Genomic DNA, 12,180 nt, shown 5'->3' on the forward strand with positions numbered 1-12,180 from the left:
GCGGCTTTCTTTTCCTGGTTGGCGGTCTGATTACAGAACTGCAACCAGCGCTTCGGCAATATAGTCAACATTCTGGTGACTGATACCGGCAATATTGACCCGGCTGGAATCAACAAAATAGATGGCATTGTCACTGCGCATTTTTTTTACCTGTTCAGGGCTGATACACAGGTAACTGAACATGCCTTTCTGGCGGGTGATAAAGTCAAAGTCCCTACCACTTTTTTCTTTGATTTTGTCGGCCAGCAAGCGGCGTAACTGCTGCATACGCTCGCGCATTTCGGTGACTTCACCCAGCCACTGAGCTTTCAGCTCTTCACTGTTAAGAATAATATCTACCAGTGCACCACCGTAGGAAGGCGGCATCGAGTAGATAGCCCGGGCAATAGATTGGATCTGGCTTTGCAAGGCGTTACGCACCTGATTATTGGCGCAAATCATGGCGGCCAGGCCAACGCGCTCACGATACAAACCAAAATTCTTCGAGCAGGATGCCGCAACAATCACTTCCGGCAGGTTGTCGGCCAGCAGGCGCAAACCGTAGACGTCTTCTTCTACACCATCACCAAAGCCCTGATAGGCAATATCCAAAAACGGCAGAAACTCTCGCTGCTGGGCCAGTTCCAATACTTTGTGCCATTGCTCTTTAGTCAGGTCTGCCCCGGTCGGGTTGTGACAGCAGCCGTGCAGTAACACCACATCGCCCTTGCTGACCTGGGCCAGACAAGCCGCCATTTCATCGAACTTTATGCCGGCTTGTTCTTTGTCGAAGTAGGGGTAGGTTTTAATTTTCAGGCCGGCACTACCAATCAGTGGAATATGGTTGGCCCAGGTGGGGTCGCTGACCCACACGGTTAAGTCACCGTTTGCACGCTTCAGCAGCTCAGACAGAATACGCAAAGAACCGCATCCGCCTGGCGCCTGAACGGCGGCGACACGCTGTTCGATGAGGGTTTTGTGGCCTTTACCTAACAGCAGTTCCAGCATACCGTCGATAAAACCTTGCACACCTTGCGGGCTGATGTAGGTTTTGGAATCCTCGTTGGCCAGCAGAATATTCTGTGCCTTAGCAACGGCGTGCAGAATTGGCGTACGGCCCTGTTCGTCTTTATAAACGCCTACACCCAGGTCAACCTTCTTGGGGTTGGCATCCTGTTTGAACGCGGCGGACAGGCCAAGGATTGGATCGGCAGGTAACTGCTCTAGCACTTCTAACATGGTTTCCCTCAACTAATTATGTGCGGTTGGTATGGTGCGCAAACGGCGTCCTATTATGACAGCAGTACGACAAAATTCGAGTGCCGTTTTAGACAATAATGGTTATAGATATTCGCGAAGTGGAAAGTGAAAGCTGACATCTTTGTAAACAACCCCTGACGCAGAAAAACTGCGCTCATACCAGGATGCCTGAGCATGTTTGTTGACCATCAGTAAGGTCGATGTGCGGGTTCCGTATTGCTCTGACTGAATAAAAATGGCCGACAGGCGTTTTTCCCATTCTTTTGCCACACCTGTGCTGGGCAAAAGATGGTCTTCGGCGGGCACATCGTCTTTTAGCAAGGAAAACAGGATTTCTGTATTCGTCTGACCTTGCTGGCAGAACTGCGTCAGGCGCGCCACCCCTTTACTGGTTTTAGGCCAGGGGCTGTGGATGTCGGCGTTGGACAGCCCGTATATCCCGTCGGTAAGCACAGTCAGCTCATCGCGTTTGTTATTGTAAACGGCCAGATTCTGCCAGTTGCCAAACAGCAGGTTGTAGCCATTGTAAGCCGTTTTGCTTCGCTTTAAGGCCGCGGCGTAATCCTGTGGCGTGGTATTTGTCAGATAGCCGCTGACAAGGTGGCCACGACTTGGGCTATTTGCCTTGTGTTGCGATGGTTCGCGGATATTGGTCAGGGCGGCGACCCGGCCATCCTCACTTACCCCCATCCAGGTTCCGCCAGCCTGCAGATCCTTGCCAGCCAGAATGCCTGGGGCTGCGGGCCAAAAACCCGATGGGGTGGTGGGCCTGGCATGAAACTCATCACGATTAGCCGCGATCAGCAGCGGAAACTCGGGATGAGCCCTCAAAGCCACAAACAGGATGCACATAGCCTATTTCTTTGTCCTGTTGGCGGCTGAATCTGCATAGCTGCCTTGCAAGCTTTGGATAAATTGGTCGGTTGTCATACCATCGTCCAGTGCATAGCTATCGGGTAACAAAATAAACTGGTAGACGGGCCTGGGGGTAAACTCCGCTTGTTTAATCTGCTGCCAACCCATGATGCAGGATAGCAGTATCAGGCTGCACCCCAGGGCAATACGATTGCGTTTGTAGGTCGGTTGGTGAAAGGCAATTAGCAATGTTAACCAAAATAGCACAAACAGCAGCAGCGCCAATACGCTTAGTTCCACCAGGTTCCAGGCAGGTAGCTGCGGATAGTTAAACTGAATCCATTGATTTATCAGTGATAGCCCCATGCCGATTAATACCATGATTAAAGCGATGGAATATTGGCTGGCCAGCCTGGCATCCTGCTTCTGCAGTCGGGATAACATGCCAAACAGCAGGGGCCATGCCGACAGAATTAGGAAATCACTGATCAGCCGCGGCAGCACTTTGCCCAGTTCAAATTCGACAAAGGTATTCAGATAGGTCTGATAGGTCAGCGCTAATGCGTAAACAAAGCCAAGCAGCAACGCAAATCGCCAATGAGAAAGAAAGTTCAGCCTGGATTCAATCACACTCAGGCGTAGCGCAGGATCTACCTGCTCTGCACTGTCAAATATACGCAGGCGGGTTTTACCAAGGACAATCACATCCTGTTTAGTGACAGCCGATTGCGTTGTGGCCAGTCCGTTTACCCGCAGCCCGTTAACGCTCTGCTTGTCACTGATCCGTATCTGGCCGCTATCCGGGTCCTGTTCAATCAGCACATGATCTGCGCATACATAGGGATCGTCCAGACGAATATCGTTGTCATAGCCACGACCAATGCTGATTTGCTGTTGGTCAAAGCGAAAGTGTTTAACCTGACGGTTATTGCCCCCCAGTTTTTCAACAATTATTGCCATGCCAATGCCTCCACAAAACGTTGCGTAAAGGCCTGACTCATTTGCTGAGTAACACCGGCCAGGGTGAAATGACTAATCAGACCCTGATTGGCCTGATCGTAACTGGCACCGAGAATTAACACGTCATATAACTGGTCAAAGTCTTTATAGGCTCGAGTGCAAAAAACAAATCTCAGTTTCATGTTATGGCTATTGGCCATACGCTGTTGCTGGCAACTGTAGTTGGTCACATTTTCCTTGCCGGCATTATTGCCCGGCCCTGCGCTTTGCATACCTTGTTCATAAAGGTTGTAAAAGGTCGCGGAAGACAGCTTGTCGGAGGTCAGCCATTCATATTCAAGTTCCAGCGTACCGGTACGTAAACGCTGATGCAGGTAGATTTCTTCATCCAAACGGCAGCGCTTTTGCACGGTCAGGTAGCGGGCATTTTTGTCATTCGCGTTGGAATCGCCCCAGCAGGGCAGGAAGCTCACCACTTCGCCCGCCACTTGGGCTTGTCCAAGGGTGGCAATGGGCCAGGGGTTTTCCACAAAAGGTGTTAATAAACGTTGTTGGTTATCTATTAATTGGCGCTGGATTTCCGCCATGAAATCATCAGGTGTTGGATCAACCGCCCTATTTACCAAAGCCTGCAGGGGGGCCAGCGGCACCAGAAAGCCAATCTGGTTACCTGCCGTCGCTACGTTAACGCCCACCACCTGACCATAAGCATTGACGGTTGGGCCGCCACTCATACCTGGATTAATGGAACCGGTAAAATGGATCTTTTGGTTAAAACTGCTTTTTTTCAGACCATTGTATGTTCCGGGTACCACTATCATACCCAAATCATGGGGGTTACCCAGTGAAAAGATATTATCTCCCTGGGCCGGTAGATTCTCACCCAGGACAAAGAAGGGCGCATTTGCCGTTTCTCTTTGCACCAGTGCCAGGTCATTAACCACGTCAATATGCAGTAACTTTAAGGTGCCGGTTTCACCTTCGTGGGTAAGGTATTCAATGCGGTATTTTTTGGGATAAAACACAGAATCCGAGATAACGTGGTAATTGGTGACAATCAATCCATCCGCACTGACCTGAAATCCTGAACCGATAGAGGATTTATTGCCTGACTCCACTTCAATCATTCTAATTTGAAACAAAGCCGGTTGATAATGCCCGAAAACATCCTTGGCATTTTCCTGTGCCGCCAGCGATGCATTGCTCAGACAGCAGAACAGGGGGATGAAAATCCTGAATAAAGACATCAACTTCATTGTGATACCAGAAAGAAACGAATAGCCTCATTCTGCCTCAGGCTACTGGGCTTTGCCACGCTTATCCGCGATCAAATCTCCTCGACAAGCGAGTTTGCCTCAGGGATCATGGGGCAGGTGTAATGACAATTTGGTTTTATGCAAGATTCACTGAATATGCCGGAAATCGGCAACAATGTCCCAAGAATTGGTGGTAACTTTACGTTTTGGCTTGGCTGTAAAGTACTGAAGCTCAAAGGCTGGAAAATGGAAGGGCAATTTCCAAACCTGGGTAAAATGGTGGCCTGTGTGGCACCGCATACATCAAACTGGGACTTTGTGGTGGCGCTGGGCACGGCCTTTGCCCTGCGCTTAAGGATTTCCTTCCTCGGCAAACATAGCTTGTTTAAAGGGGCACTGGGTTGGTGGATGCGCAAAATTGGTGGTATTGCGGTTGATCGCAGTGCCCCGCAAGGCTTGGTACAACAGGTCGCCGATGTCTTTGCCCGCCAGAATATGGTGTTGGGCGTGGCGCCGGAAGGCACGCGTAAAAAGGTGGAGCACTGGAAGTCCGGCTTTTTACACATAGCTCGCGCAGCCAATGTTCCGGTGCTGTTGGTCTATCTTGATTATAAGAAAAAAGTAATTGGATTTGGTCCTTTGCTTGAAATCGGCGATGATATAGCCGTAGAGATGGCTAAAATCCGAGAGTTTTATGCCACCGTTCATGCCAGGCATCCAGATATGGCGTAACGACAGCACAATTTTTACGGGCGGCGTGGTCGCCCGCAAATGGCCTGAACAGGCCTATGACGAGGTGAGTTTTGGAGTTTAAAGGTTTTACTACCAGGTTGGTGCATGCTGACAGGCTGATTAACCAACCGCAGGATGGAGCGGTGCATCAGGCAACCAGTAACTCGGTGTTGTTTGAGTACCAGCGGGTTGAAGACTTGGTGGATGTGTTCCAGGGACGCAACAACGGTCATGCATATTCGCGCCAATCTTCGGCATCCATTAACGCCCTGCAGAATATGTTGAGTCAATTAGAAGGTGGTGTCGGCGCACTGACCTTTGCGACAGGCATGGCTGCCATCACCACGACTATGCTGGCGCTGTTTAAGCAGGGCGATCATCTGATTTTCAGCCAGTTTTTGTTTGGTAATACCAACAGCTTCGCCCATACACTGCGGGGCTTGGGCATTGATGTCACCTTAGTGGATACAACCAATCTGGCCAATGTGGAAGCGGCCATTCAACCTAATACCCGCGCCGTGTACCTGGAAACTATTGCCAATCCTGTGACTCAGGTGCCGGATTTAAAAGGCATTGGTAAGTTGTGTGAAAAGCATGGCCTGTTGTATCTGGTTGACAATACCATGACCCCTGCCAATCTGTTTGACGCCAAGTCGGTTAAAGCCTCCATGCTGGTTGGCTCGTTAACTAAGTACATAGCCGGACATGGCCATGTGCTGGGCGGTGCAGTGGTGGACACCGGGCTGTTTGACTGGCAGACGTTCCCTAATATCAATGAGTCATACAAATCCCAGCCAGCACATATGTGGGGATTACTGCAGGTTAAGAAAAAAGGTCTGCGCGATATGGGCGGTTGTCTGACTCCTGATTCCGCACATCTGATATCCATCGGCATGGAAACCCTGGCATTGCGTATGGATAAAATCTGTAAGAACGCACTGACCCTGGCCACTTATCTGGCCAGCCATGCCAAGGTGGAGAAGGTGTATTATCCTGGCCTGAGCGATCATCCCCAACATCATCTGGCCGGTGACCTGTTTGCGCAATATGGCGGCATATTAAGCCTTGATTTAAAAGAAGGTACTGACTGCTTTGCATTTTTAAATGACTTGAAGCTGGTGTTAAATGCTACGCACTTGGGGGATACCCGAACCCTGGCAATACCGGTTGCCCATACCATTTATTTTGAAATGGGCGCGGAACAACGGGCCAAGGCTGGAATAAGCGACAATATGATTCGTCTCAGCGTCGGTATTGAAGATATTGACGATATTATCGCCGACTTCGAGCAAGCGCTGGATAAACTCTGACAATATCGTAAAAAATCAGATGAAACAGGGGATATAAAAGAGCTAACCAATTCGTGCCAATTCAGGCTTGTGGTAATCTTATTTTTTAGTGGACCGTGCCTGAAGGAAACACCATGAATGACGTGATTGGTATAATGTTGTTGGGGGGCGCGCTGCTGGTGTTCAGCATACTGGCCAGCGTCTTGTCCAACAGGATTGGGGCGCCGCTGCTGCTGGTGTTTTTGTGTATCGGCATGCTGGCGGGTGAAGACGGTGTGCTGGGCATTGAGTTTGACAACCCGCAACTGAGCTTTTTTATTGGTTCCCTGGCGCTGGCCATTATTCTGTTCGATGGCGGTATGCGCACCCACCAGGACCGATTTCGTGTGGCCCTTTGGCCCGCTATCAGCCTGTCCACGCTTGGTGTGGCACTGACCTGTACTATCACTGCGGCCGGTGCGGTGTGGTTATTTGACTTGCCCTGGCCAACTGCCATGCTGATTGGCGCGTTACTCAGCTCTACTGATGCTGCTGCGGTTTTTGGCATCTTTCAGTCCAGGGGCGTGACCTTAAAACAGCGTGTGGCTTCTACTCTTGAGATTGAGTCGGGTACCAATGATCCAATGGCGGTGATCCTGACCATGACCCTTACCACGGCGCTTGCTACTGGTGCGTCGCTGGATATGCTCAGCCTGGGGACTAACGTATTATGGCAACTGGTTATCGGCCTGGTTGCCGGCTGGATAGGGGGGCAGGCGTTTATCCAACTGGTTCGGCGTATTCCGTTAGATTTCACCTTTGTACCCTTACTGGCCGCGGCCAGCGCTATCCTGGTGTTTTCATTAACCGCTAAAGCCAATGCCAGTGGCTTTTTGGCGGTGTATCTGATGGGCTACCTGATAGGTAACGCACGATTACCACAACTGGTGCATATTCTACAGGTGCAGGACGGGTTGACCTGGCTTGGGCAAATTTTGATGTTTCTGATTCTGGGGCTGCTGGTGACACCTTCACACCTTATGGACAACGCTGCCTTGTCATTATCCGTTGCGCTTATCCTAATCTTTATTGCCAGGCCGCTGGCCACCTTGATTTGTCTGGCACCTTTTTCTTTTCCCTGGCGGGAACAGGTGTTTATCAGTTGGGTAGGGCTGCGCGGGGCAGTCCCTATTATTCTGGCATTATATCCCTGGTTATCCGGGTTGGAATACCAGGCGCTGTATTTTGATGTGGCCTTCTTCGTGGTGCTGATTTCTCTGCTGGTGCAGGGCTGGACTATGGCGCCTCTGGCGCGTTGGTTAGGACTGGAAGTGCCGCCAATCCCCGAACCGGCGCAGCGAGTGCCGCTTGAATCGCTGCCAAGTGCCGATCCTCTGGAAGTTTGGTGCTTTCCCATTGGTACCGACAGTCTGGCGCTTGAACATCATTGGCAGGAACTGAATTTCACTCATCGTCCCTGTTTTATCGGCGTACTCAGAGACAATGAATGGTTGCAGGCCGACCCGGCGTTACGCTTTAAGCAGGATGATCAGGTGCTGGTGATGGGGCGAGTGGCGGATATAGAAAGCGTCAGTCGCGTGCTGGCCAGCAGCAATGAAGGCAAGCAACTACGGGAAAGTGATTTCTTTGGCGCTTTCAGTCTGCATGCCAGTCTGACCCTGGCCGAAGTCGCTGAGTTTTATCCGCTCGGGGAGTTACCTGAGGAAAAGCGGCAACTAAGCTTGGCGGATTTTTTTGGCCGTAAGTTTCATCGGCGTGTTGTGGTGGGAGACAACCTTACCCTTGGCGGGGTGGTGTTGACCGTGCGTCAGGTGGATGAGGCAGGTAATATAGAAAGCGTTGGTATTAAAGAAGCCTGACAAGCGGATTTAAAGGGGCAGCCTTTGGCTCCCCCTGCTGTGGGTGTTTTATACCGTTAAGGCTGGCTGTCATCCAGCAGTATGACCTGGGGAGGCAGTCCGCCACCGTCGCCATCCAGCGCGATTGCTGTAAATACCTGGCCTGCGGTAAATTCCAGCATTAACGGGCCAATGGCTGCATCTTTACTGCCAGCCCCTGTAACTGTGACATAATAGCTGCCTTCTGCCAGTTCCTCATAGCCAGTTGTGGCCAAGTCCGGTGAACTGAAAGGGACGGCACTGAAAGCTGGCGTATCATCACTGATATCATCATCCTGAGTGACATAAATATCCACGTCACCCGCACTTGGCGATGCGTGCACGATGCGAACTTTTGCCGCTGTGGCCAAAGATCTGGGGGTATCAGCTAAAACGCCCAGAGCAATGTCGGCCAGTTGGTTATGCGCAATGACCGTGTAAATCATGCCTTGCGCTGGCATTAACTCAGCATCATCAATAACCACCAGGCTGTTATCTGCATCAGCCACCACATCCACCAGATAATCGCCAGCCGCCACCGGCAGGTAACCTGAGTCTTGTTTAAAGGCAAGCGCATCGAGAGCGGGAGCTGCCGGGATAGTGGCATTATTCAGCAAAATATCCACTGCTGGTGCATCTGCCACACCGTGCACCACGCGTAAATGTGCGCCTGCATTAGCATCCCAAATCAGGCTCGAGCCTTCTGGTGTAGACAGCAACAGACTAACCGGCGCACTGCCAGCACCTACATTGTCTGTGGCAGTGATCATAGCGTCCAGACCATCAGGTAGCGTGACGGTACCGGAGTCAAATACCACATCCAGGCTACCTGCTGGCGTGATCCTGATTCGGTAGTCGCCAGCCGCTACTTCCATTTGTGCGGTATATTGCTTAAATGCCAGCGTGGCCAATGCCTGGGCACTGCTTAAATCGTCATCCGGCGCTGTAACGTAGATATCCACGGCCGGTGCATCGGCCGCACCATGCACTACCTGTACTCTGGCATTGCCAGTGCTGACGTCCATGACATCATTTTCGATCACCAACGGCTCAATCGTCTCGACGTTACCCACAGCCAGAATGTCGTAGCTTTTGTCTGCGCTGAAAGTTAATGAAACCGGGCCTATCACGGCTGCCAGATTACCGCCTGGCAAGCGTGCATCCACCTGAATGTCATAACTACCCTCATCGACTGTGATCCAGGGCGATGACACCTGATAGTCGACATTTTCCAGGCCCGCCAGTATGCTATTGCCAGCAAGAATATTGACCCCCGGCGCATCAGCGACGGCGTGAGTTATTCGCACAATGGCATCAGCAGGCTCTGGAGCGGGTTGCTCCGGGGTTGGGGTTGGCACGGGAGCCGGATCATCGTCGTCGTCAAGCCAGCACCCGGTCAGTGCGGCAGTCATCAATGAGATCGTCAACAGCTTTGTGATCCCTTGCATGGTTTTCTCCTCATTGTTGTTTAGGCAAATTCAACTACGGGGATAATCCGGCGAGGGATCACATCCTTTCCCTCGGGTGTGAAAATAAAACGTTCAATTTATTGGAATGGTTTTGCCGTTTTTTTGTGATTTTCTTTCGTATGTGTGCGACTAAAATACACTCGTCTTCTAAATTAAACCTGTTGGAGAACGAGCGATGAACAAGCTGCTTCTGATTAATTCAAGCCTGAATGGTAAACAAGGTAATTCCTGGCAACTGGCTGAAAAATTTGTTCAGCAGTTGGCTAAGGCGGCTGACATTCAAATCACTGAGCGCGATTTGGACGATACTGACCTGCCACATCTAAGTGGGGCGGAAATGGCCGCATGGATGACACCCGCCGATCAGCGCAACGACGAACAACAGCGCCTGGCCGGTATGTCAGACAAACTCGTTGAGGAGCTTAAGGCGCACGACATTATTGTTATCGGTATGCCGATGTACAACTTTGGTGTGCCGTCAGTGTTTAAATCCTGGGTGGACAGGGTTGCGCGTGCAGGTATTACTTTCCGTTATACGGAAAATGGTCCGGTTGGCCTGCTGGAAGGCAAAAAAGTCTATGTGCTGGCAGCCCGTGGCGGCTTGTATCAGGGCACTCCTAAGGACAGTCAGACCCAATATCTGCAAGACGTACTGGCATTTATGGGCATGACAGAGGTGGAGTTTGTGTACGCCGAAGGCCTGAATATGGGGCCTGAAGCGGCTAATCAGGGATTTTCTCAGGCAGATGAAAAAATTTCTGAACTTATTGAAAAAATGGTTGCCTGAATAAGTGCAGTGAGTGAAGGCAACGCCTTCACAATGTGTGTTCCTAGTTGAGTGTGCTCTTTATGCCCCGCCGCCCGGCGGGGCTTTTTTTATGCCACTCGGCAATGGGCAGACAGGCCGCGAATGGCCAGATCATGCAGAAATTGACTTGGCGCGGCACAGGCATTGGCATAAATAAACGGCTGGCCGGGCAATTGTTTTGACAATGCCGTATGGGTAATACAGTGCTGCGTCATCATGCCCAGCAAATAAACATTTTGCACGCCATGATGTTCAAGTAATGGCGCCAATCCGGTGGCAAAGAAACTGTCAGCTTGATGCTTAGTAATAATTGGGGCATCGCCTAATACAGCAGCGATTTTCGGGTGTAACTCAGCACCTGGGGTATCAGCGGCAAAAAACGCCGCATCACGGCTATTTAAATGCTGTATTCCTACCACTAACCAGCCAGCAGATTTGGCTTGCATTATAAGAGGTAAGGCTGCCTGACAGGCTTTCTCTGCGTTGTGCAAAGGAAAGGCGCCAGTGGGGAAGTAGTCGTTTTGAATATCTATCACTAATAGGGCGTTGGTTGGCATTGATGTTCTCGTTAACGGCAGGCTATCAATCTGATGCACTGCAATGAATGAAGCGCAGATTATCAAGGCAAATTGTGCCATGAAATATTGACCCAAAAGACAAATATCGAAAGAATTGGGCCAATGTTGCTAAAGATATTCCAGACCCTATGCCTTTACCTCAAGTAGGATTGGTTGTTTACCCAGACTTCAACCCATTTCATTTTGCTGTACCGCAGATGGTTTTCAGTCTGCAACTGCCGCAAGGCCCGTTATTCTGCCTGCACACCCTGGCGGTTACGAGTGAACTTCAGTTGGGACGCGGCGGCGTATCGGTCAAACCTACTGGGGATGTGCGACAGATGGACAATATGGACATCCTGGTGGTGTCCGGCTGGCATGATATTCATCAGGCACCTGAGCCAGCGCTTGTTGATGCATTGCAGCGGGCCCATGCACGCGGCGCTTGCATTGTCGGCTTATGTTATGGCGTGTACGCCTTAGCGTATGCTGGACTGCTTGATGGCAAACCGGCCTCAACACACTGGCTGGCTGAGCAGGATTTTGCCGTGCGCTTTCCCAGGGTGAAACTCGATCTGAATGCTTTGTACGTGGAAAGCGATAATCTGATTACCTCGGCAGGAACGGCAGCGGGGCTGGATTGTTGTCTGCACATAGTGCGCCGCTATCATGGTGCCAGCATGGCCAACAACGTTGCCAGGGTAATGGTGGTGGCGCCACATCGAGAAGGCGGGCAGGCACAGTTTATTGAACAACCGGTGGCTGCAACCACTCAGGATGCAAAAATTAACCAACTGCTTGACCATCTGAGGCAACATCTGGCTAAGCAGCACAGGATTGAAAAGTTGGCTGAGACGGCGGCCATGAGTCGTCGCACTTTTACCCGCCATTTTAAGCGTGCGACCGGTTTAACTCTGGTGGACTGGCTAATCAATGAAAGAGTACGCTTGAGTCGCGAGTTGCTGGAAACGTCCAGCCTTTCTATTGAACAGATCGCGCAGCGCTGTGGTTTTCATACTGCGGTGTCGTTCAGACAGCATTTTCGTAACAAACACCATGTCAGCCCGAGCCAATGGCGTAAGGTTTTTATTGGCACCAACACAAACCAGTCGGCTAACGCCGACCGGTGAGTGAAACC

At 51.0% G+C, this 12,180-nt stretch carries 11 protein-coding genes; 5 read left to right on the forward strand and 6 right to left on the reverse strand.

Annotation, left to right across the window (positions count from 1 at the left end; translation table 11 throughout):
• Positions 1 to 30: 30 nt before the first annotated feature.
• From CSR04_RS21945 to CSR04_RS21960, 4 genes are all read right to left on the reverse strand, one after another.
• Positions 31 to 1,218: an amino acid aminotransferase gene (locus tag CSR04_RS21945; RefSeq protein WP_102798479.1), complete on the reverse strand. Its 1,188-nt coding sequence runs from the start codon at positions 1,216 to 1,218 to the stop codon at positions 31 to 33.
• A 102-nt stretch (positions 1,219 to 1,320) separates the two neighbouring features.
• Positions 1,321 to 2,091 carry an NRDE family protein gene (locus CSR04_RS21950; protein ID WP_102798480.1) on the reverse strand — a complete coding sequence of 257 codons (771 nt, stop codon included), beginning with the start codon at positions 2,089 to 2,091 and terminating at the stop codon, positions 1,321 to 1,323.
• Between the two features lie 3 nt (positions 2,092 to 2,094).
• The gene (locus CSR04_RS21955; protein ID WP_102798481.1) at positions 2,095 to 3,054 is read right to left on the reverse strand and encodes an FHA domain-containing protein; all 960 of its coding nucleotides are present in this window, start codon (positions 3,052 to 3,054) and stop codon (positions 2,095 to 2,097) included.
• Positions 3,045 to 4,310: a S1 family peptidase gene (locus CSR04_RS21960; protein ID WP_342751423.1), complete on the reverse strand. Its 1,266-nt coding sequence runs from the start codon at positions 4,308 to 4,310 to the stop codon at positions 3,045 to 3,047. Before CSR04_RS21960 ends, CSR04_RS21955 begins: the two co-directional genes overlap by 10 nt.
• Before the next feature lie 138 nt (positions 4,311 to 4,448).
• Here CSR04_RS21960 and CSR04_RS21965 point away from each other — a divergent pair, with 138 nt between their 5' ends.
• From CSR04_RS21965 to CSR04_RS21975, 3 genes are all read left to right on the forward strand, one after another.
• Positions 4,449 to 5,042, forward strand: coding sequence for a lysophospholipid acyltransferase family protein (locus tag CSR04_RS21965; protein WP_102798482.1), 594 nt, complete (start codon positions 4,449 to 4,451; stop codon positions 5,040 to 5,042).
• A gap of 71 nt (positions 5,043 to 5,113) precedes the next feature.
• On the forward strand, positions 5,114 to 6,352 hold the full coding sequence (locus CSR04_RS21970; protein WP_102798483.1) for a cystathionine gamma-synthase family protein: 1,239 nt from the start codon (positions 5,114 to 5,116) through the stop codon (positions 6,350 to 6,352).
• Positions 6,353 to 6,465: 113 nt separating this feature from the next.
• Positions 6,466 to 8,190 (forward strand): potassium/proton antiporter, encoded by a 1,725-nt coding sequence (locus CSR04_RS21975; protein WP_102798484.1) that lies wholly within the window; start codon positions 6,466 to 6,468, stop codon positions 8,188 to 8,190.
• Positions 8,191 to 8,246: 56 nt separating this feature from the next.
• On the opposite strand, the gene CSR04_RS21980 is transcribed toward CSR04_RS21975, so the two are convergent.
• The gene (locus CSR04_RS21980) at positions 8,247 to 9,656 is read right to left on the reverse strand and encodes a DUF4397 domain-containing protein (RefSeq protein WP_102798485.1); all 1,410 of its coding nucleotides are present in this window, start codon (positions 9,654 to 9,656) and stop codon (positions 8,247 to 8,249) included.
• Positions 9,657 to 9,852: 196 nt separating this feature from the next.
• On the opposite strand from CSR04_RS21980, the gene CSR04_RS21985 reads away from it, so the two are divergent.
• Positions 9,853 to 10,464 (forward strand): FMN-dependent NADH-azoreductase, encoded by a 612-nt coding sequence (locus tag CSR04_RS21985; RefSeq protein ID WP_102798486.1) that lies wholly within the window; start codon positions 9,853 to 9,855, stop codon positions 10,462 to 10,464.
• Between the two features lie 89 nt (positions 10,465 to 10,553).
• Here the strand turns inward: CSR04_RS21985 and CSR04_RS21990 are convergent, their stop codons facing one another.
• Positions 10,554 to 11,042, reverse strand: a complete 489-nt coding sequence (locus CSR04_RS21990) for an isochorismatase family protein (protein WP_102798487.1) — start codon at positions 11,040 to 11,042, stop codon at positions 10,554 to 10,556.
• A gap of 149 nt (positions 11,043 to 11,191) precedes the next feature.
• Between CSR04_RS21990 and CSR04_RS21995 the strand changes: the two genes are divergently transcribed.
• A complete protein-coding gene (locus CSR04_RS21995) occupies positions 11,192 to 12,172 on the forward strand; it encodes a GlxA family transcriptional regulator (protein WP_102798488.1) in 981 nt (326 codons plus the stop codon).
• The last annotated feature ends 8 nt before the right edge of the window (positions 12,173 to 12,180 follow it).

The organism is Bowmanella denitrificans (genome assembly GCF_002887595.1).
Classification (GTDB): Bacteria; Pseudomonadota; Gammaproteobacteria; order Enterobacterales; family Alteromonadaceae; genus Bowmanella; species Bowmanella denitrificans.

Excerpts from the sequence above, each read along its gene's own strand:
- CSR04_RS21975 (WP_102798484.1), top strand. The coding sequence starts at position 6,466 with ATGAATGACGTGATTGGTATAATGTTGTTGGGGGGCGCGCTGCTGGTG.
- CSR04_RS21965 (WP_102798482.1), top strand. The coding sequence starts at position 4,449 with ATGCAAGATTCACTGAATATGCCGGAAATCGGCAACAATGTCCCAAGA.
- CSR04_RS21960 (WP_342751423.1), bottom strand. The coding sequence starts at position 4,310 with ATGAAGTTGATGTCTTTATTCAGGATTTTCATCCCCCTGTTCTGCTGT.
- CSR04_RS21955 (WP_102798481.1), bottom strand. The coding sequence starts at position 3,054 with ATGGCAATAATTGTTGAAAAACTGGGGGGCAATAACCGTCAGGTTAAA.
- CSR04_RS21945 (WP_102798479.1), bottom strand. The coding sequence starts at position 1,218 with ATGTTAGAAGTGCTAGAGCAGTTACCTGCCGATCCAATCCTTGGCCTG.
- CSR04_RS21950 (WP_102798480.1), bottom strand. The coding sequence starts at position 2,091 with ATGTGCATCCTGTTTGTGGCTTTGAGGGCTCATCCCGAGTTTCCGCTG.
- CSR04_RS21995 (WP_102798488.1), top strand. The coding sequence starts at position 11,192 with ATGCCTTTACCTCAAGTAGGATTGGTTGTTTACCCAGACTTCAACCCA.
- CSR04_RS21985 (WP_102798486.1), top strand. The coding sequence starts at position 9,853 with ATGAACAAGCTGCTTCTGATTAATTCAAGCCTGAATGGTAAACAAGGT.
- CSR04_RS21980 (WP_102798485.1), bottom strand. The coding sequence starts at position 9,656 with ATGCAAGGGATCACAAAGCTGTTGACGATCTCATTGATGACTGCCGCA.
- CSR04_RS21990 (WP_102798487.1), bottom strand. The coding sequence starts at position 11,042 with ATGCCAACCAACGCCCTATTAGTGATAGATATTCAAAACGACTACTTC.